Below are 18,291 nucleotides of genomic sequence, written 5' to 3' on the forward strand. Positions count from 1 at the left end.
ACGGCGTGACGCCACTGCAGAAGGGGCCAGCGCACTTACTGGTCCGTCGACCCCACGTCCTTCGCGAAGCCGTAACTCGTATAGCCGTATGCGCCGTACTCGTTGCCATAGCGGCCCGGACGCGATGTCATGTCGTTGAAGATCACGCCGCGAATCGGCACGCCAACCTGTTCGAAGCGGCGCACGGACTCTCGCAGTTCAGCCACGCTCGTGGCACCCTGGCGCGCGACCACGAACACCGTGCCTGCGAGCTTGCCGACGATCCCCGCATCCGCGACCGGCAAAATAGGCGGCGCGTCGATCAGCACGAGGTCATACGCATCATTGGCCCAGATCACGAACTCATTGAAACTGTCTTCGCGCAGCAGCTCGCTGGCATTGGTCACATAGCCACCCGTCGCGACGAAGTCGACGCCCGGCATGACTTCGCGATGCACCGTCTCGCCGAAGTCCTGCCGGCGCTCGACAATGTCCGTGACGCCAGGGGCGCTCGGCACGCCCAGGTAACGGTTCAGTGAGCCGCGCCGCAGATCGGCGTCGACCAGTAGCACCCGCTTGCCCGATGCGCCAAACACGGACGCCAGATTGACGGAAACGAACGACTTGCCCACCATCGGCGTGGGCCCCGCCAACAGCACGACATGATTGGCCGCATTCTGCAGCGAATATTCGAGCGCGCTGCGGAAGCTGCGCAGACTTTCGACTGCCGCGTCGAACACGGCCGTATGCGCGAGCACCGTGTTCGCACCTGGCTCAGCGCGCGGCAGGCGCCGCGCAATCGACTGTTGAATGCGGCTGCGCGGTACGGCCGCGAAAACGGCCAGCCCCGTCCCCACTTCAATTTCGTCCACCATGGAAACGCCGCGGTTGAACCTCTGACGCAACAGCACGATGCCGACACCGACAAACAAACCGCTAAAGAACGCCGCGATCACCAGGACGGCGCGCTTGGGCCGAACCGGGCGTTCCCCGGGCACTGCGGCGTCGATCATGCGCACGTTCGACACGCGGCCGGCCTTGAGCAGACGCATCTGCTCGCGATTGTTCAGCAGATTCGTGTAGATGTTCGTATCGACCGTCACTTCCCGCTGCAGGCGCACTAGGCCTTGCTCGATCGGCGGCAGCGCGCGCGTCTGCCCCACAAGCTCGCCCAGCGACTTCTGCGCTTCGGCCAGTTGCCCGTCGACAGCGACCAGGGCGGGATTGTCCGGGGTGAAGCGGGCCATTAGCAGCGCGCGCTGTTGGCGCAAATCGGCGATGCGCTGCTGGGCGAGCGCCGAACTCTGCAACAGCGCCGTAGCTTCGGCGCCCAGATTCACCGCGGCATGCTGCGAGCGGAACGTGTTGTACTCGTTCTCGGCCTTTTCAAGCTGGGCCTTGAGCAGCGGCAGTTGCTGGTCGAGAAAGGCAATAGACTTCTGCGCTTCCTCCTGCGTACGCTGCGCATTCTGCCGTATGTATTCGTCGCCAATCGCATTGAGAATGGTACTGTTCAGAATGGGGTCGTCACCCTCCATAGCAACACCAATAACATCGGACTCCTTTCCTTTTTCAGAAATCAGCAGCGCGGTCTGCAGAGCCTGGATTGCACTCAATTCGGATAGGCGCATCAGATCAAATGTCGTGCCTGGCTGCCCGTCGATGCGGTTCACCAACAGATCGATTGCACCGCCCACAGCCGGCTGGTGCAGCGCTTCGCCCACACGCCCTTCGAGCATCAGGCTGCCGGCGGTGAGCGTGTAGGCGCCGTCGCCCCGGTAGGTCAGGATGAATGGCCTGCCGTACATGCGCTCCGGCACGTCGAATTGCGTCACGTCGATGGCTTCGTCGGTCCACGCGTAGCCGCCCCAGCCGGACCAGCCGGCCAGGTTCAGATGGCGCGCGGCCCAGCGGCCCACCACCGGAAAATAGTGTGGCGCCGCGTGGATATAAAGCTTCGTCGCATTCACGGCAGACGATACGACCAGCCGCGAGCGCAGCACCTCCATCTCTGCCGTGGCTTCGGTCTTGACCGCAAACTGTGCCGAAAGATCGGCGAGAGCCGTTTTTGCGGGGTTCTGCCCCTCCTCCACCTGAATGAGCATGTCCGATTCGTAGACAGCAGGCGCCAGTAGCGCATACGTGCAGCCGATCAGCGTGAAAATCGCCGTGACGATCAGGATCGTCTTGCGGCCCGCGTATAGCACGTCGAGCAGATTGCTCATATGCCCGCCCTCAGGCGCTTGAGGCAAAACCACTTCTGCTGGCCCTTCAAGCATGTAATCGCGCTGAATCATTTTGTCCTCTTCATACGGTGACGCGCCGCCATGGCGGGCGCGCGTTCATGCCGGCATCAATAGCCCACCGCGCGGGAGGCCGCGGCGGCTTGGGTCGTCGGTAAGATCAGGCTGATGACACGGCTCCACTTCACGAGAGCAGACGTATCGACGAACACGACATCGTTGGGCTTGAGATCGAACGAATCGGCCGTAGCCATTGCGGCGGCATTGCTGGCGTCGAGGTGGAACACGACCGGCTTGCCGGTATCGCGTCCGCGCACGACATAGACCTGAGAGGCATCGCCCGACGCCTGGTTAATCCCGCCCGCGTTGCCGATCGCCTCGTTCAGTGACATATGTCCGTTGTTGAAGACCACGCCGCCCGGGCGCTCCACTTCGCCGACCACGAATACCTTGCTGTCCGTCTGCGCGTAGACACGCACGAGATCGCCGTCACCCAGCATGACGCGATCGGGATTGAAACCCTTGCGAATCATTTCCGGCATGTCAACGTTCACCGTGGTGTCGCCGCGCGTCACCGCGACATGCGAACGGTCGGCGTTGGCGGTGAAACCGCCCGCCCGGTTGATCGCCTCGGGCAAGGTCATGGGTCTGTCGTTGAGCACCTCCACACCCGGCGTCTTGACCTCACCATCCAGATACACGCGCTTGCTGCGGTACGTCTGGATGCGCACAGTGACCTGCGGCTCGCGCACGTAGCGCGCAAGCTTCGCCGCAAGGGCGTCGCGAACGCCCATCTCCGAGAGACCCTCGACCTTCATCGGACCAATATAGGCATACTGAATATAGCCGTTGGTGTCGACGGTATAGCCCGGCGCAACGGTATTGGCCCCCGCGGCGCCGTCGCCGCCGCCGCCCGTCGGGGGCAAGTTGAGTTCGGGATGGTCCCAGACCACAATGCTGAGAATGTCGCCAGGCCCGATCTCGTACGGCTTGGGGTTGGAAAAAAGCTTCTCGACATCCGCGGGAATTCCCTTGGGCCGCTGCGCGGCTTCTTTTTCCACCAGCTGGCCCGTGATCTCGATGACCTGGCCGGATGGCGCACCCACGACCCCCTTGGCCACTACGCTGTCCGGCACCGGCGCACCGGATGTCGTGCTAGCCGCGACGTCGGCGCCACCCCGCGGCGCGTTGAACGTCATGCCCGGCGACAGGGCGCAACCGCTCAGCCCCGCGAGCGCCAGCCACACGACACACCTCGCCTGGCGGCGTAACGCTCCAAACGCTGCACAATTGTGCGCGATGCGCGCGAGCGTAGCTCCGCTCGATTCCTTCGCATTCAGTCCCATTGCGATACTCCAATTCCCGCTACATCCAACCCCGTTGCAGACGTGCCGGCTCGTTCCCGATCGCTCCGGGAAGCTGGCATCCTTATCCGGCGCAGCGTCTTTGTTCTGCTCAATACGCGCCGTTACCGCGAATCACCACGAAGAACGTCTTGAACAGGATTCCCATATCCGTGTGGAAGGTCCAATTCTTCACATAGGCAACGTCGAGCAACACCCGTGTCGCGTAGTCAATGTCGTTGCGCCCGCTCACCTGCCACAGGCCGGTGATGCCCGGCGTCACCATCAGGTAGTACTGACTGGCCTCGCCGTAGCGCGCCAGTTCCTGGTCGATAATCGGCCGCGGGCCGACAAAGCTCATCTCGCCGCGCAGAACATTCCAGATCTGCGGCAATTCATCGAGACTCGTGCGGCGCAGAAAGTGGCCGATCCGCGTCACGCGCACGTCGTTCTTGAGCTTGAATTCGCGCTCCCATTCGGCGCGCGCCTCGGGATCGCTCGCGAGCAGCTCCTTGAGTACCTGCTCCGAATTCACCACCATCGAACGAAACTTCAGACAACGGAATGTTTTGCCGTGACGCCCGATTCGGGTGTGCCCGTATAACACCGACCCGCCATCACACCGGACCAACAGTGCGATGACAATGAGCACTGGAGAAAGTACGATGATTCCTCCCACTGCGGCGACGATGTCGAAGACCCGCTTCATGGCATGCCCCAGGACGGCACGGCGCACTGCGCTGCGCGGCGCGACCTCGAGCGGCTCGCGGCGCCACCACGCACGCGTGAGCCGCAGCACGCTGAATTCTGCAAAGAACAGCGTGTGCGACGCCAGCAGCGCAATACCTGTAGTCAACGTCCAGTAGATGAACCACGGCAACGCGAGCAGATGATCGTGATGAATCGCGTAGAGCAGCACGAGGCCACAGAACTGCACCGCGAGCCAGGCGAGGGCGGTGCGGCCCGCAACACTGAAAAGCGAACGGCTGCCGCGCGAGCCGTAGGTCCCGCAAGCGGGGAACACGGACAAGGCGAGCGCTGCGCAGAACGCCACCAGCGTTGGGTCGGGGTGATGCACGGCACCCGCCAGCGCGAAATTCGGGTTCAGGTGGACGGCGCATATAGCGCCAAGCACAATCAGCGCGATGTCGATCGCGCGCTGCGTTAGCTCATACATATCCCTACCCCAGTGCGAGTCGTATTCGTCAGACTTTCATGGTCGGTCGCAGTCGTCGGCTGCAAACGAACGACCTGATAAGCCACAGCAACACATTACGAAACGAGCAATCCTGGAACCGTGCGCAATCCCACCAACTTCGTATGATCGTTTTCAAATCCCGCTTGATCGCTGAACGCTCTGGGTAAGACGATTGCCTATTTCGCAGACGAATATGGCCTGTGCACGGGAGGTGGATCTGCAAGTGCTGGTTATGCATTTGGGGCTCGTGCGGCTCGCCCCGCTTTAGGTATATGCACGCGTGATCTGTGTCGCCAGCGTGACCTGCGTTGCAAATGGAATGCGAGCGTTGCTCGTCATGCCCGCCCGTGCGCCGTCCCACACACGAGCTCGCCGCGACACGTCAAAATGGCTGCGCTGCACAAGCAACGGTTCAGCGACGCCCGCATGAGGCAAGGTGCTCGAAGCCGGCGGTCGCCCCACGCGAGGAATATGTCGTGAAGGATCCCGTAGTAATCTCGACCTGGCTGCTCGCTCACACAACCATCTCGGATGAATCACGACACCGGCGCATCGCAAAGGCGCGCATAGGGTTTGGTACGTGCATGGCGAATATTCTCGCGACGGCCCTTGTCGCGCTCGCGTGCGCGTCGTCGGCGCAAGCTGGCGATGCGGTGCGCGCCATGTCCGCCGACGCCTTCATCGAGACGCTTGCCGTCAACACGCACGTCAATTACACAGACGGTGCTTACGCGAATGTGCACAACGTCGCCGACGATCTGGCATGGCTCGGCATTCGCCATGTTCGCGACGCGTCGCCCGCCAGCGGCGCCGCGCCGTTCTCGAGCTATGTCTATCTCGCGCAGCGCGGCATCAAGTTCGACTTCCTGATTCACCAGAACATTGCGGAGTCGATCGAACAAATCAAGCGCCTGAGCATCGCGGTACCGGGCCGCGTCGCGTCCGTCGAGGGCTTCAACGAGATCGACAACTGGCCGGTGACCTATGGCGGCCTAACCGGCCCCGCCGCCGGACTCGCCGCCCAACACGAGCTCTACACGCGCGTACACGGTGCTCGAGAACTTGCGGGCGTGGCGGTCTACGACCTCACCGGCTACGCGACCAAGCCCGTCGAAAGCCGCGCGAACGCCGCCGACTACGCGAATCAGCACTTCTATCCGCAGAATGGCGAACAACCCTCGTACGAAGCGAACGGCGACAAATGGCTGGGCTACGCTATCGAAAACGTCAAGAAGTTCGAACTGCCGATAGTGATCACCGAATTCGGCTACTTCTCGTTGCCGCAGTCGGGCTGGTACATGATTGGCGTCGACGAGCCAACGCAGGCGAAAGGCGTGCTCAACGGCTACATGGATGCGGCAGCGGCAGGCGTGAAGCGGACCTACGTCTACGAACTGCTCGACCAAAAGCCCGATCCGGAGAACAAGAGCAGCGAGATGCACTTCGGACTCTTTCGCAACGACAACAGCCCAAAGCGCGTGGCTCAAGCAATCCATGATCTCACGTCGATTCTGCGCGCCGACTCCGGGCATCAGGTCAACGGGGCAGCACATGGCGCGCTGGCCTATTCGTTATCCGGCATGCCGGTGTCGGCAAACAGCCTGCTGCTGCAGAAGAAGGACGGCCGCTTCGTGCTGGTGCTGTGGAACGAAACGCGGATCTGGGACCACGCGACAGGCACGCCGCTCAGCAGTCCGCCCGCAAATGTGGAAGTCGACTTCGGAACGATGGCAAGCCGTGTCGATATTTACGATCCGAGTGTGTCGGCAGCACCGCTCGCCAACCATCGGGACGTGCGCAAGCTCGGTGTAGCCGTACCTGACCACCCGCTCCTGCTGGAAGTGACGCTCGCTGGCGCACCCCGCTCTTGAGCCTTGTTGAGCTGTTAGTGCCTCACGAAATCACGCAGTGCAAAAAACGGCCGATACACGCCGGGACACGCTGCATAAAGGAACATCCGGATGCGAAAGCCGAGCTTCAGATGCGGTCTGCGCAGTGCCAGCGCGAGGCGCGCGGCAAATCCAGACGCTGCGATGAGATCGCGCACGTAGCGTTCGCGCGCAAGCTTGGGCACGAGGAGCGCGCGCATGCGCTCGCCTGGTTGTGGGCGATGAGCCGCATCGACACGAGCGGGCGCTCAGCGTCGTTCGCGGGAGGCTGCCCGGTGCGTTCGGCGTGCCGGTGATCTTGAGCGCGATGTTGAGCGTGCTCCTGGGGCATCGGCAATAAAGCGCCCGCGAGCGCGGGCGCAATGGCGGAATAGGTTTGACGCAGCGGTGGCCCTTCAATGGGCGCCTGACCCGGCGTGGGCGCGCCATACTATCACGCGTATTCGCCGCCGCCGAAGCGCCAGAAACACGCATGGCGGGCAGCCGCCCCCCTTTAAAGCCCGGCTGCCTCCACCCCGGCGCTGGCCATCGCGAACACGGGCTCGCCTTGCACGGCGCGCGCGATCCACCCCTCGGCGCCCGCGAGATCGATGCCTTGCGCCACGAACCACGCGTCGTCGTAATAGGTCGACCGATAGCGCTCGCCGCTGTCGCACAAGAGACTCACGATCGAGCCCGATTCGCCGCGCGCCTTCATGCGCTCGGCGAGCCAGAGCACACCGACGAAGTTCGTGCCCGTCGAGCCGCCCACGCGCTTGCCGAGGCGCCCGGCGAGGTAGCGCATGGCCGCGAAAGACAGCGCGTCGGGCACCTTGACCATGGCGTCGATGCAGGTGGGAATGAACGAGCGCTCCACGCGCGGGCGGCCGATGCCTTCCACGCGCGAGCCGGTCTCGAGCGTGAGCCCGGCCTCGGGCCTGCCCGCCACCACGCTGCGGAAATAATCGAAGAACACTGAGTTCTCCGGGTCGGCGCACAGCACGCGAGTAAGGTGCCGCCGATAGCGCACGTAGCGCCCGAGCGTGGCGATCGTGCCGCCGGTGCCGCCGCTCGAAACGAGCCAGGCGGGCACGGGATGCTCTTCGGCCGCCATCTGCCTGAAGATCGATTCGGCGATATTGTTGTTGGCGCGCCAGTCGGTCGCGCGCTCGGCGTAGGTGAACTGGTCCATGAAGTGGCCGCCCAGCGCTTGCGCGATGCGGTGCGACTCCTCGTAGATCTCCGAAGCCGTGTTCACGAGGTGGCAGCGCCCGCCATAGAACTCGATTTCCTCGATCTTCATGCGCGAAGTGCTGGCCGGGATCACCGCCACGAACGGCAGCCCGAGCAGGCGTGCGAAATAGGCTTCGGAGATCGCGGTCGAGCCGCTCGACGCCTCGACCACGGTGCTTTTCTCGTTGAGCCAGCCGTTGCACAGCGCATAGAGGAAAAGCGAGCGCGCGAGCCGGTGCTTGAGGCTGCCGGTGGGATGGCTCGACTCGTCCTTCAGATAGAAGCGCAGGTCGGGATAGCCGGGCAGGTCGAGCGGGACGAGATGCGTGTCGGCGGAGCGGTTGAAGTCCGCGTCGATCTTGCGGATCGCTTCGCGAACCCAGGCGGAATGGGGCATGGGCGAAATCCGTTGGATGAGGGTCCGGCCATCATGGCACAAGGGCACGCGCGGGGCGCCCAGGATGCGCGCCCTGGCGCCAGCTTCACGGGCAGCACTGGTCGCGCGCCGAAAGCGCCACGCCGCCTTTGTATAATCCCGGATTCCCTCTTCTCGCCCTGCGTTCACCTTTCATGCTTAGTTTCGCACTCGGCTTTCTTGTCTCGCTGCTGGTCACGCTGCTGATCGTGCGTTATGCGCATCTGCATGAAAGGTTCTCCGTCGACTCCGACCTTGCGGGCGTGCAGAAATTCCACGTGCGCCCCGTGCCGCGCATCGGCGGCACAGGCATCCTGGTCGGCCTCGTGGTCGCGGCGGCGCAGCTGCATTTCGCGTATCCGGCCGTATCGGGCGGCATCCTCGGCATCGTCGCGTGCGGCATGCCCGCGTTCGCCTCGGGGCTCGTCGAGGACCTCACCAAGCGCGTCTCGCCGCTTGCGCGCCTCATCTGCACCATGGCCGCCGCCGCGCTCGCATACTTCGTGCTCGGCATCGCGGTCACGCGCATCAGCGTGCCGCCGCTCGACTTCCTGCTCTCGTACGCGGCCATCTCGTGCGTCATCACCGTGCTGGCCGTGGCGGCGCTCGCCAACGCGATCAATATCATCGACGGCTTCAACGGCCTCGCCTCGATGGTCGCGTTCATGATGTTCGCCTCGCTCGCCTACGTGGCGTTCCAGGTGCACGACGCGGTCGTCCTCTCGGCCTCGTTCATCATGATGGGCGCAGTGCTGGGCTTCTTCATCTGGAACTTCCCGGCGGGCCTGATCTTCCTCGGCGACGGCGGCGCCTACTTCATCGGCTTCATGCTGGGGGAGCTGGCGATCCTGCTCGTGATGCGCAACCGCGACGTGTCGGCGTGGTATCCCGTGCTGCTGTTCATGTACCCGATCTTCGAGACCTGCTTCTCGATCTACCGGAAGAAGTTCGTGCGCGGCATGTCGCCGGGCATTCCCGACGGCGTGCACCTGCACATGCTCGTCTACAAGCGCCTCATGCGCTGGGCCGTCGGCGCGCGCACCGCGCGCGAGCTCACGCGCCGCAACTCGCTCACCTCGCCCTACCTGTGGCTGCTGTGCCTCGTCGCCGTAATTCCGGCCACGCTGTTCTGGCGTCACACGCTGCACCTGTTCTGCTTCGTGGTGGTGTTCGCGCTCACTTATGTCTGGCTCTATGTGAGCATCGTGCGGTTCCGCTCGCCCAAATGGCTCGTGGTGCGCAAGCGCCATCGCCGCACCTGAGCAAATGGACATCTAGCGGGAAAACGCGCGCAACTGCGCGCAAAAAACCGGCCGGCGCCGCGCCCGCGCATGTGTCCCCGGTTCACGCGTACAATTCCCGCACGCGGCGCACGTGTTTCGGCAAAGCCAATCCAGCGTGCACCCGACGTCCATTGGAAACACCAGGAGAGCCGACATGAGCCGTTATCTTGCGATTGCCCTTGCCCTCTTCGCCGTCACGCTTACCGCGTGCAATACCATCGCCGGCGCCGGCGAAGACATTTCAAAGGGTGGCAACGCCATCACGAACGAAGCAGAGAAGGTCAAGTAAAGTAGCCGGGATCGCTGGGGCCGGCCACGCTTCGCCTGGGCGCTGCCTGACCGGCCCTGTTCGTTTGGCTCGTTCTGGCCTGTCTAATCGCGCACCAACTTCCGCAGGCGCGCCACCTCCGCCTCCAGCTCCCGGGCACGCGACTCCTGCCGCACCACCGCTTCCTCCATCTCCCGGATGCGCTCGTCGCGCGCATCGAGCGCCGCCTTCACGTCCTCGGCCTCGAAGCGCTGCGGAATATGCTGCGGGCAGTTGCTGTCCCATGCCGTCACCGTGAACTCGATCGCCCGCCCGGCGCGCGCCTTGTAGCCCGCCGGCATGAGCCGCTCGACCAGCGCCGCGTCCTCCACGACGCGCGCCTCGCCCCAAATCTTGATGCGCCTGCGCCGCGCATAATCGATCAGGAACAGATACGCCTTCGGGTTGTCCTTCAGGTTACCGAGCGTGATGTATTGCTGATTGCCGATGAAATCCGCAAACGCGACGGTGCGCGCGTCCAGCACGTGCAAAAACCCGGCTGGGCCGCCGCGATGCTGGATGTAGGGCTGGCCATCGGCGTTCGCGGTAGCGAGAAACACACTGCGCTGCGCCTCGATGAACGCGCTCACGTCCGGCGTGAGGTCGGTGCCGAAGCCGCGCTGCGCTTCCATGCGTGCATAGATTTCGCGCGAGCCGAGCCGCGCCTGCATGGCCTTGACTGTTGGCGTGAACGCTACGTCGCTCGTATAACGGATTGCGGAAGGTTCCATTTGCGATTCCCTCACTGCGCGCTCTCGAGCCTGCAAGATAGATCCTTGCATCGGGAAAGAGAATCCCACGCCCACGGGAATCATCCTCCCGAAACCCGGAAGGACACGGCGCGTGCCGCGGGTCGCCATGAAGCACCCGACGACGCACGCCCGGGCGCATCCGACGCACCGGCCGCGCATGCCGCGCCGCCGCAAATCGCGAACGCGCTACCCTTGATGTTCGCGCCGCGCCGCGCGAATCCACTCACCGCTTCGGCCCGATGTTGCGCCGAAGCACTGGCAGGGAGGCAAGCATGTCGAACATGATCTGGGTCGTCGTCGCCAACCGCGTGACCGCACGCATCTTCGCGACGGAAAGTCCGCTGGGCGCCATCGAGGAAATCGAGACGCTGCTCCACCCGGAAAGCCGCGTGCCCGAACAGAGCCTCGTGAGCGACCGCTCGGGGCGCACCGAGCGCTCCGCCGCTGGCCGCCAGCAGAGCGATCCCGACACCCAGCACCACGAGCGCGAGACCAGCCTGTTCGCGTCGCAGGTTGCGACAACGCTCGCCAAGGCCCGCAACGACGGCCGCTACGGCACGCTCGTGCTGGCCGCGCCGCCCGCGTTCCTCGGCGCGCTGCGCAAGGCGCTCGACGCGCAGACGCGCAGCCTCGTCACGCTCGAGCTCGACAAGGACCTCGCGCTGCTCGACGCGCGCACGCTGCGCACGCATTTTCCCGAACGGCTGGTGCGGGCACAGGCCTGAGGCCCCTTCGCGGGCTGCGCGCAGTCTGTTGTCCGGGTTGCGCGCGTTGAGTTGGCGGCGCGCCGGCGGCGTCGGCCGGTGGCCTATGCGCCACCGCCGCCGCTGGCACGCCTCGCCCGCGATCAGCCCGCGAGATGGGCAATGCAGGTGCGCGCGAAGCCAAGCACGTGCTCGCCCGCCAGCATGCCGAGCAGGCCGATGAGCGCGATCGTGGGCGGCGCGGGCGACTTCACGTCGAGCAGGCTATAGATGAGGCCTACGAGCGCGCCCACGGCGAACGAAACCAGATAAGCCTTCATCGTCGGGCTCCCGTGCCGGGCTGTGATTGTTGTCATGGGTCGTCGCTGGACCTGGCCTGCGACGGCGAGGCGCATCAGGCGATGTCGATCACGACGCGCCCCGGCGTGCCCGCGGCAACGGCCGCATAGGCATCGCGCGCGCGCTCGAGCGGATAGCGCTCGGCCACCACCGGCGCGGCGAAGCGCCCGGCATCGAACGCCTCGGCGAGCGCACGCATGATCGGCGCGGACTCCACGACGCCCAGCTTGGCGCTATCGGCGCCGAAAAGCTGCGTCTCGTTGTGATAGAAGTCGATCAGATCGAACTCCACGCGCCGCTTGCCCGTGGCGCTGATCTCGACCACCCGGCCACGCCGCTTCGCGAGCGCGAGCGCCAGCTCGAACGCGACGCCGCCCACGGCGTCGTAGACCACGTCGGCGCCCGCGCCACCGGTCAGCTCGCGCACGCGCCGGGCCGTGTCGCCGTCCATCGGCACGAAGGCGTCGATCAGGCGCGCCGCCGGCGAGTCGGCAGGCGGCGCCTCGCGTCCGACACCGATCACGCGCGCACCGCGCGCCTTCGCGATCTGCGTGACCGCGCCGCCCACGCCGCCCGACACGCCAATCACGGCGATCGTCTCGCCCGCGGCGAGCTGCGCGTAATCGACGGTGCCAAGCCAGCCCACCACGAAATTCACGCCGATCGAAGCGGCCTGCTCATGCGTGAGCGACGCGGGCTTGCGCGCGAGCGCCGCCAGCGGAATTTCGATGAACTCGGCGTGCGTGCCGTCGCGCGTGAAGCCGATATCGCCGCCCGTGCCCCAGACTTCGGCGCCGAGCCAGTCGCTCGGGCCGGCCGTCACCACGCCGCTGAAATCGCGCCCTGGCACGCGCGGCGGCGCGGTGTGATCGAAGTGGCCGGAGACGTTCTTCACGTCGCTGGGATTGACCGAGGCGCTTTTCACCTGCACGAGCGCGCTGCCGGCCGCGGGCGCGGGCGTCGGCAGCTCGATGAGCTCGAGCACGTCGGGCGTGCCGAAGGTCTTGAACTGGATGGCTTTCATGGCGTGACTCCGCTTGGATCATGGTGGCCGGCTTCGCCTTGGGTGGGCGAAGCCGCGAGGACATGTTGCGGAGTCTAAATTGCCGGCATGCAGTCGAGTGGACAGATGCTTTCGAATTTCGGACAACCGGCAATCGGAGCGCCCGATCGGAGCGGGAAGTCGGCGCGGGGAATCAAAGCGCGTTCAACGGAATCTTGAGATAACGCACGCCGTTGTCCTCGGGCTCGGGCATGCGCCCAGCGCGAATATTCACCTGGATCGACGGCAGGATCAGATTGGGCATGGCGAGCGTGCGGTCGCGCGCGGTGCGCATCTGCACGAAGGCGTCCTCGGTCACCCCATCGTTCAAGTGGATGTTGCCGCGGCGCTGGGCGTTCACGGTGGTTTCGAAGCTCGGGCCGCGCGACTCGGGCGGATAGTCGTGGCACATGAACAGGCGCGTCTCGCCGGGCATTTCCAGTAGCTTGCGCACCGAGCGGTAGAGCGTGTGCGCATCGCCGCCCGGAAAGTCGCAGCGCGCCGACCCCACGTCGGGCATGAAGAGCGTGTCGCCCACGAACAGCGCGTCGCCGATTTGATAAGCAAGGTCGGCCGGCGTGTGGCCCGGCACGTGCATCGCGCGCGCCGCGAGCGGGCCGACTTCGAAGCGCTCCTCGTCCTTGAAGAGATGGTCGAACTCGCTGCCGTCGGCGGCGAGCGTGGCGTCCATGTTGAACACCGCGCCGAACACGCCTTGCACGTGGCGGATGTGCTCGCCGATCGCAATCTTGCCGCCCAGCTGCTGCTTCAGGTACGGCGCCGCCGAAAGATGGTCGGCGTGCGCATGCGTCTCCAGCAGCCATTGCACCGTGAGCGCATATTCGCGCACGAACGCGATCACGCGCTCGGCCGATTCCGTGGAGGTGCGCCCCGACTTCGGGTCGTAGTCGAGCACCGGATCGACGATCGCGCACACCGAGCCGCGCCCCGAGTGCACGACGTAAGTGACGGTGGCCGTGACCGGGTCGAAGAACGGCTCGACGATGGTGCCGGCGGTGGCGGTGGTGCCTGGCACGGCGGGCGCGGCGCTCGTGAGAACGGGGGCGGACTCGGACATCGGGGACTCCATGCGGCCTTGACGTGATGGTTGGCTGCTGAATGCGTGGGAAATACGCGTTGAAGACGAGGCTCGACCGGCCTATGATTTATTGAAACACATATTATTAATCGATATAATGTTTGTCAACCAACTGTCAGGCGACGAACGTCAATGTTTCCGTACCCCGCGTTCATCGCCCCATTCAGCGCTCAGCGCCACGACACATGAATTCACCGCTCCCCCCTGAAGCGCGCGAGGCGCTGCGCGAATCCGCAGAGAAGTGCTGCGCCCTGCTCAAGGCGCTCGCGCACGAAGACCGCCTGCTCCTCTTGTGCCAGCTCACCGAAGGCGAGCGCAACGTGGGCGAGCTCGAAGCGCTCGTCGGCGTGCATCAGCCGAGTCTCTCGCAGCATCTCGGCGTGCTGCGCGAGGAAGGTCTCGTCGAGACGCGCCGCGAAGGCAAGTACATCTACTATCGGCTCGCAAGCCACGAGGTCATCCAGGTCATGCAGACGCTTTCGAGCCTCTACTGCGGCCGGCTCAAGCTCCATTCGGCGCAGCCGGTGCGTTCGTCGTGAACCTCGACCTGGCCCACTTCACGCCGCTCACCTCCTTTGCGGGCGGCCTCATGATCGGCGCCGCCGCCGCGCTCTTCGTGCTCGGCAACGGGCGCGTCGCGGGCATCAGCGGCATCGTCGGCGGCCTGCTGCAGAGCGTGCGCGGGGTGTACGGGGAGCGCGCCTGGCGTCTCGCGTTCGTCGCGGGGCTCGCCGCCGCGCCGTGGCTCTGGCGGCTCGTTGCCGCGGGCGCCACCGCAGTAGGCACCGGGTTTGCCTCCCTTGGCGCTGGCGCCATGTCGCCCACCATCGATGCCTCGCCAGCAGCGCTCGTCGCCGCCGGACTCCTCGTCGGCGTCGGCACGCGCTACGCCTCGGGCTGCACCAGCGGCCACGGCGTATGCGGCATCGCGCGCGGCTCGCTGCGCTCGTTCGTCGCCACGGGCCTGTTCATGGCCGCCGGCTTCATCGTCGTGTTCGCCGTGCGCCACCTCGCGGGAGCCTGACATGGACAAGCTCAACGCCAATGTCCCGCGCAACGCCACACGCCATGTCCTGCGCAACCTCAGCGCCTTCGCCTGCGGCCTGCTATTCGGCCTCGGCTTGATCGTCTCGGGTATGGCGAACCCGGCCAAGGTGCTAGCCTTCCTCGATCTAGCCGGGCGCTGGGACCCGTCGCTTGCCTTCGTGATGGCGGGCGCCGTCGCCATCGCGGGCATCGGCTTTCGTCTCGCCCGCACGCGCAGCGCAAGCGTGCTCGGTGCGCCCATGCAGTTGCCCACGACACGCCGAGTCGATGCGCGCCTGATCCTGGGCGCCGTCACCTTCGGCGCGGGCTGGGGCCTCGCGGGCTTTTGCCCCGGTCCCGCGCTCGTCAGCGCCGCGAGCGGCCAGCCGCGCGCGTGGCTCTTCGTGGCCGCCATGCTCGCGGGCATGGCGCTGTTCGCCGCGCTCGAGCGCCTTGCCGCGGCCCACGCGCAGCGCCGCCATTCTTCAAGCTAGTCAGGAGTATTCGAGTCCATGCAAATCGTGCAACACGACGCGCGCTTCGCGAGCGCCGACCAGATCACGCCCGCCGATCTCGCGGATATCGCCGCAGCCGGCTATCGCTCGGTCATCTGCAACCGGCCCGACGGCGAAGGCGGTCCGTCGCAGCCGGCTTCGGCGCAAATCCGCGAAGCCGCGAAGCAGCTCGGCCTGCAATTCGCTTATCTGCCTGTCACGCCGGGCAAGATCGGCCCCGATGAAATCGCGCGCTTCGCGCAGTTGCTCGCCGACATGCCCGCGCCCGTGCTCGCCTATTGCCGCACCGGCAACCGCGCGACCAACCTGTGGCAGTTCGGGCAGGCGAGCGCGCAAGCGCATCCCGTGGCGGCGCCGGTCGAGGCGGGCACCGCAGCGGCAGCAGCGTGCGATTGGGACAACGGCAAGGGAAACGGGGGCGAACACCGCACGGACAAACACGCCGCGCCGGGCGGCACCGGCAAGCGCTGGGACGTGGTCGTGATTGGCGGCGGCCTCGCGGGCATCTGCGTGAGCGCGAGCCTGCTGCGCCGCCAGCCGGGCTTGAGCATCGCGATCATCGAACCGAATGACCACCACGACTACCAGCCCGCGTGGACGCTCGTGGGCGGCGGCGCCTACGACGTGAAGAAGACGCGCCGCCCGATGGCGAGCGTGATCCCGCGCGGCGCGACGTGGATCCGCGCGGCGGCCGAGCGCGTGGAGCCGCAAGCGGATCTCGTGCGCCTCGCGAACGGCGAAACCATCGCGTACCGCCAGCTCATCGTGGCGCCCGGGCTGCGGCTCGCCTGGGAGCGCATCGAGGGGCTCGAAGCGACGCTCGGCAAGAACGGCGTCACGTCGAACTATCGCTACGATCTCGCGCCCTACACGTGGGAGCTCGTGCAGCAGATGCGAAGCGGCACGGCGCTCTTCACGCAGCCGGCCATGCCAATCAAGTGCGCGGGCGCCCCGCAGAAGGCCATGTATCTCGCCTGCGACCACTGGCTCAACGCGGGCGTGCTCGGCAAAGTGAACGTGGAATTCGATCTCGCCGGCGCGGTGCTGTTCGGCGTGCCGACCTTCGTGCCGCCGCTCATGGAGTACGTGAAGCGCTACGACGCGAAGCTCGCGTTCTCGTCGAATCTCGTCGCCATTGACGGTCCCGCGCGCCGCGCCACCTTCGAAGCGAAGGACGCCGAGGGCAACGTCACGCGCATCGAGAAGCGCTTCGACATGATCCATGTGGTGCCGCCGCAGGTGCCGCCCGATTTCATCCGCGACAGCGAGCTCGCCGATGCAGCCGGCTGGTGCGAAGTCGATCACGCCACGCTCCAGCATCCGCGCTGGCCCAATGTGTTCTCGCTCGGCGACGTGTGCTCGGCGCCCAACGCGAAGACGGGCGCGGCAGCGCGCAAGCAGGCCGTGATCGTCGCGGAGAACCTGCTCGCCGCGCGCGCGGGTGAAGCGCTGCGCTATCGCTACGACGGCTATGGCTCATGCCCGCTCACGGTCGAAAAAGGCAAGGTCGTGCTGGCCGAGTTCGGCTACGGCGGCAAGCTGCTGCCCACCTTTCCGCTCGATCCCACGCGAGCGCGCCGCCTGATGTGGTTCCTCAAGGCCAGCGTGCTGCCGCGCTTTTACTGGAGCGGCATGCTCAAGGGCCGCGAGTGGTTCACGGGGGCCGCGCCCGCCGAAGCACAGCGCTGAGCGCTGCCAGCAACTCTGGCTGCTTTGCAGGGGCCCGGAGTAAGGAGCTTTGCTCCAACTCTGGTCGACCGCGAAGTATGGGACCAGAGTAAGGCGCTTTGCATGGGGCTGGAGTAAGTGCTGAAGCACTAACTCCAGCCGACAGCTAAAACGCCAACTCTGGTCGACCGCGAAGCATGGGACCAGAGTAAGGAGCTTTGCATGGGCCTGGAGTAAGTGCTGAAGCACTAACTCCAGCCGACAGCTAAAGCGCCAACTCTGGTCGACCGCGAAGCATGGGACCAGAGTAAGGAGCTTTGCATGGGCCTGGAGTAAGTGCTGAAGCACTAACTCCAGCCGACAGCTAAAGCGCCAACTCTGGTCGACACACAGGAGATCACGGATCATGGACGCCGCCACGCTCGTGAGCGCCGCACTCGGCTCGGTCGTCGGGCTCATCCTCGCGCTCACGGGCGCGGGCGGGGCCATTGTCGCCGTGCCGCTGCTCGTGTTCGGCCTCGGCCTGGGCGTCGCGCAAGCCGCGCCAATCGGCCTGTTCGCCGTCGCGCTCGCGGCCGGCATCGGCGCCCTGCTCGCGCTGCGCGAAGGCAAGGTGCGCTACAAGGCCGCCGCGCTGATGGCTGCAACCGGCGCCGTCATCTCACCCGCCGGGCTATGGGTTGCGCACCGCGTGCCCGACGCGCCGCTCACGCTGGTGTTCGCGCTCGTGCTGGCGCGCGTGGCCTGGCGCATGTTCCGGCAGAAGCGTGGCGCGCAGCACGATCTGCAAGGCGGCGCCGAACCCTGCCCCTCCGATCTGCCGTGCCGGCTCAACCTCGAGCGCGGCAAGCTCGACTGGACCGCACCCTGCGCGCAGGCGCTCGCCCTCTCGGGCGCGGCGGCGGGCTTTCTCTCGGGCCTGCTCGGCGTGGGCGGCGGCTTCGTGATCGTGCCCGCGCTCAAGCGCGCGTCGGACATTCCGATGCAGGGCATCGTGGCCACCTCGCTCGCGGTCATCGCGCTCGTCTCGACGGCGGGCGTGGCCGCGTCGGCGGCCAGCGGCCACATGCTCTGGCTCAATGCGCTGCCGTTTGCGGCCGGCGCGCTCGCCGGCATGCTGGGCGGCCGCGGCTTCTCGCGCCATGTGAGCGGCGCGCGGCTGCAGCAGTCGTTTGCGGTGTTCGCGGGATGTGTGGCAGTGGGCATGGCCGTGAAGGCCGTTCATGCGATGACGCTCGCGGGCGGCATCTGACGCGTGCGTGCATGTGTCGCGCAGC

Annotated in this window: 18 protein-coding genes; 9 read left to right on the forward strand and 9 right to left on the reverse strand. The window is 65.8% G+C overall.

Annotation, left to right across the window (positions count from 1 at the left end):
• Window positions 1–35: 35 nt before the first annotated feature.
• From EYW47_RS31160 to EYW47_RS31170, 3 genes are all read right to left on the reverse strand, one after another.
• A complete protein-coding gene (locus tag EYW47_RS31160) occupies window positions 36–2,204 on the reverse strand; it encodes a GNVR domain-containing protein (protein WP_240763993.1) in 2,169 nt (722 codons plus the stop codon).
• A gap of 128 nt (window positions 2,205–2,332) precedes the next feature.
• A complete protein-coding gene (locus EYW47_RS31165) occupies window positions 2,333–3,568 on the reverse strand; it encodes a polysaccharide biosynthesis/export family protein (RefSeq protein ID WP_240763994.1) in 1,236 nt (411 codons plus the stop codon).
• Between the two features lie 109 nt (window positions 3,569–3,677).
• Window positions 3,678–4,742 carry a sugar transferase gene (locus EYW47_RS31170; protein WP_133198659.1) on the reverse strand — a complete coding sequence of 355 codons (1,065 nt, stop codon included), beginning with the start codon at window positions 4,740–4,742 and terminating at the stop codon, window positions 3,678–3,680.
• A gap of 497 nt (window positions 4,743–5,239) precedes the next feature.
• On the opposite strand from EYW47_RS31170, the gene EYW47_RS31175 reads away from it, so the two are divergent.
• Window positions 5,240–6,634: a calcium-binding protein gene (locus EYW47_RS31175; RefSeq protein WP_240763995.1), complete on the forward strand. Its 1,395-nt coding sequence runs from the start codon at window positions 5,240–5,242 to the stop codon at window positions 6,632–6,634.
• A gap of 14 nt (window positions 6,635–6,648) precedes the next feature.
• Here the strand turns inward: EYW47_RS31175 and EYW47_RS31180 are convergent, their stop codons facing one another.
• Together EYW47_RS31180 and EYW47_RS31185 are read right to left on the reverse strand one after the other, a co-directional pair.
• On the reverse strand, window positions 6,649–6,852 hold the full coding sequence (locus EYW47_RS31180) for a hypothetical protein (protein ID WP_133198660.1): 204 nt from the start codon (window positions 6,850–6,852) through the stop codon (window positions 6,649–6,651).
• Between the two features lie 293 nt (window positions 6,853–7,145).
• Window positions 7,146–8,261, reverse strand: a complete 1,116-nt coding sequence (locus EYW47_RS31185; protein ID WP_133198661.1) for a PLP-dependent cysteine synthase family protein — start codon at window positions 8,259–8,261, stop codon at window positions 7,146–7,148.
• A gap of 173 nt (window positions 8,262–8,434) precedes the next feature.
• Between EYW47_RS31185 and EYW47_RS31190 the strand changes: the two genes are divergently transcribed.
• Complete coding sequence (locus tag EYW47_RS31190; RefSeq protein WP_133198662.1) at window positions 8,435–9,541, forward strand: MraY family glycosyltransferase; 1,107 nt, start codon at window positions 8,435–8,437, stop codon at window positions 9,539–9,541.
• 175 nt (window positions 9,542–9,716) lie between these two features.
• Window positions 9,717–9,851, forward strand: a complete 135-nt coding sequence (locus tag EYW47_RS31195) for an entericidin A/B family lipoprotein (protein ID WP_133198663.1) — start codon at window positions 9,717–9,719, stop codon at window positions 9,849–9,851.
• Between the two features lie 83 nt (window positions 9,852–9,934).
• Here EYW47_RS31195 and EYW47_RS31200 read toward each other — a convergent pair whose 3' ends face one another.
• Window positions 9,935–10,600 (reverse strand): pyridoxamine 5'-phosphate oxidase family protein, encoded by a 666-nt coding sequence (locus EYW47_RS31200; RefSeq protein WP_133198664.1) that lies wholly within the window; start codon window positions 10,598–10,600, stop codon window positions 9,935–9,937.
• Window positions 10,601–10,893: 293 nt separating this feature from the next.
• Between EYW47_RS31200 and EYW47_RS31205 the strand changes: the two genes are divergently transcribed.
• On the forward strand, window positions 10,894–11,346 hold the full coding sequence (locus EYW47_RS31205) for a host attachment protein (protein WP_165976726.1): 453 nt from the start codon (window positions 10,894–10,896) through the stop codon (window positions 11,344–11,346).
• 122 nt (window positions 11,347–11,468) lie between these two features.
• On the opposite strand, the gene EYW47_RS31210 is transcribed toward EYW47_RS31205, so the two are convergent.
• The 3 genes from EYW47_RS31210 to EYW47_RS31220 all read right to left on the reverse strand — a co-directional run bounded on the left by EYW47_RS31210 (window position 11,469) and on the right by EYW47_RS31220 (window position 13,784).
• Complete coding sequence (locus EYW47_RS31210; RefSeq protein WP_133198666.1) at window positions 11,469–11,645, reverse strand: DUF1427 family protein; 177 nt, start codon at window positions 11,643–11,645, stop codon at window positions 11,469–11,471.
• A gap of 74 nt (window positions 11,646–11,719) precedes the next feature.
• On the reverse strand, window positions 11,720–12,688 hold the full coding sequence (locus EYW47_RS31215) for a quinone oxidoreductase family protein (protein WP_133198667.1): 969 nt from the start codon (window positions 12,686–12,688) through the stop codon (window positions 11,720–11,722).
• Between the two features lie 172 nt (window positions 12,689–12,860).
• On the reverse strand, window positions 12,861–13,784 hold the full coding sequence (locus EYW47_RS31220) for an MBL fold metallo-hydrolase (RefSeq protein ID WP_133198668.1): 924 nt from the start codon (window positions 13,782–13,784) through the stop codon (window positions 12,861–12,863).
• Window positions 13,785–13,990: 206 nt separating this feature from the next.
• On the opposite strand from EYW47_RS31220, the gene EYW47_RS31225 reads away from it, so the two are divergent.
• The 5 genes from EYW47_RS31225 (at window position 13,991) to EYW47_RS31245 (ending at window position 18,266) form a co-directional block, all read left to right on the forward strand.
• Window positions 13,991–14,344: an ArsR/SmtB family transcription factor gene (locus EYW47_RS31225; protein ID WP_133198669.1), complete on the forward strand. Its 354-nt coding sequence runs from the start codon at window positions 13,991–13,993 to the stop codon at window positions 14,342–14,344.
• Entirely contained in the window at window positions 14,341–14,829 is a 489-nt protein-coding gene (locus EYW47_RS31230; protein WP_133198670.1) for a YeeE/YedE family protein, read from the forward strand. Before EYW47_RS31225 ends, EYW47_RS31230 begins: the two co-directional genes overlap by 4 nt.
• A 1-nt stretch (window position 14,830) precedes the next feature.
• Window positions 14,831–15,325 carry a YeeE/YedE family protein gene (locus EYW47_RS31235; RefSeq protein WP_133198671.1) on the forward strand — a complete coding sequence of 165 codons (495 nt, stop codon included), beginning with the start codon at window positions 14,831–14,833 and terminating at the stop codon, window positions 15,323–15,325.
• 18 nt (window positions 15,326–15,343) lie between these two features.
• Window positions 15,344–17,035 carry a bifunctional protein tyrosine phosphatase family protein/NAD(P)/FAD-dependent oxidoreductase gene (locus tag EYW47_RS31240; RefSeq protein ID WP_133198672.1) on the forward strand — a complete coding sequence of 564 codons (1,692 nt, stop codon included), beginning with the start codon at window positions 15,344–15,346 and terminating at the stop codon, window positions 17,033–17,035.
• A gap of 385 nt (window positions 17,036–17,420) precedes the next feature.
• A complete protein-coding gene (locus tag EYW47_RS31245; protein ID WP_133198673.1) occupies window positions 17,421–18,266 on the forward strand; it encodes a sulfite exporter TauE/SafE family protein in 846 nt (281 codons plus the stop codon).
• The last annotated feature ends 25 nt before the right edge of the window (window positions 18,267–18,291 follow it).

Origin of the sequence: Paraburkholderia silviterrae (genome assembly GCF_004353915.1) — a bacterium.
In the GTDB taxonomy this organism is placed as follows: domain Bacteria; phylum Pseudomonadota; class Gammaproteobacteria; order Burkholderiales; family Burkholderiaceae; genus Paraburkholderia; species Paraburkholderia silviterrae.

What these genes read in the sequence shown, in the direction of transcription:
- EYW47_RS31160 (WP_240763993.1), bottom strand. Translation starts at nt 2,204, where the DNA reads ATGAGCAATCTGCTCGACGTGCTATACGCGGGCCGCAAGACGATCCTG.
- EYW47_RS31165 (WP_240763994.1), bottom strand. Translation starts at nt 3,568, where the DNA reads ATGGGACTGAATGCGAAGGAATCGAGCGGAGCTACGCTCGCGCGCATC.
- EYW47_RS31170 (WP_133198659.1), bottom strand. Translation starts at nt 4,742, where the DNA reads ATGTATGAGCTAACGCAGCGCGCGATCGACATCGCGCTGATTGTGCTT.
- EYW47_RS31180 (WP_133198660.1), bottom strand. Translation starts at nt 6,852, where the DNA reads ATGCGCGCGCTCCTCGTGCCCAAGCTTGCGCGCGAACGCTACGTGCGC.
- EYW47_RS31185 (WP_133198661.1), bottom strand. Translation starts at nt 8,261, where the DNA reads ATGCCCCATTCCGCCTGGGTTCGCGAAGCGATCCGCAAGATCGACGCG.
- EYW47_RS31190 (WP_133198662.1), top strand. Translation starts at nt 8,435, where the DNA reads ATGCTTAGTTTCGCACTCGGCTTTCTTGTCTCGCTGCTGGTCACGCTG.
- EYW47_RS31195 (WP_133198663.1), top strand. Translation starts at nt 9,717, where the DNA reads ATGAGCCGTTATCTTGCGATTGCCCTTGCCCTCTTCGCCGTCACGCTT.
- EYW47_RS31200 (WP_133198664.1), bottom strand. Translation starts at nt 10,600, where the DNA reads ATGGAACCTTCCGCAATCCGTTATACGAGCGACGTAGCGTTCACGCCA.
- EYW47_RS31205 (WP_165976726.1), top strand. Translation starts at nt 10,894, where the DNA reads ATGTCGAACATGATCTGGGTCGTCGTCGCCAACCGCGTGACCGCACGC.
- EYW47_RS31210 (WP_133198666.1), bottom strand. Translation starts at nt 11,645, where the DNA reads ATGAAGGCTTATCTGGTTTCGTTCGCCGTGGGCGCGCTCGTAGGCCTC.
- EYW47_RS31215 (WP_133198667.1), bottom strand. Translation starts at nt 12,688, where the DNA reads ATGAAAGCCATCCAGTTCAAGACCTTCGGCACGCCCGACGTGCTCGAG.
- EYW47_RS31220 (WP_133198668.1), bottom strand. Translation starts at nt 13,784, where the DNA reads ATGTCCGAGTCCGCCCCCGTTCTCACGAGCGCCGCGCCCGCCGTGCCA.
- EYW47_RS31225 (WP_133198669.1), top strand. Translation starts at nt 13,991, where the DNA reads ATGAATTCACCGCTCCCCCCTGAAGCGCGCGAGGCGCTGCGCGAATCC.
- EYW47_RS31235 (WP_133198671.1), top strand. Translation starts at nt 14,831, where the DNA reads ATGGACAAGCTCAACGCCAATGTCCCGCGCAACGCCACACGCCATGTC.
- EYW47_RS31240 (WP_133198672.1), top strand. Translation starts at nt 15,344, where the DNA reads ATGCAAATCGTGCAACACGACGCGCGCTTCGCGAGCGCCGACCAGATC.
- EYW47_RS31245 (WP_133198673.1), top strand. Translation starts at nt 17,421, where the DNA reads ATGGACGCCGCCACGCTCGTGAGCGCCGCACTCGGCTCGGTCGTCGGG.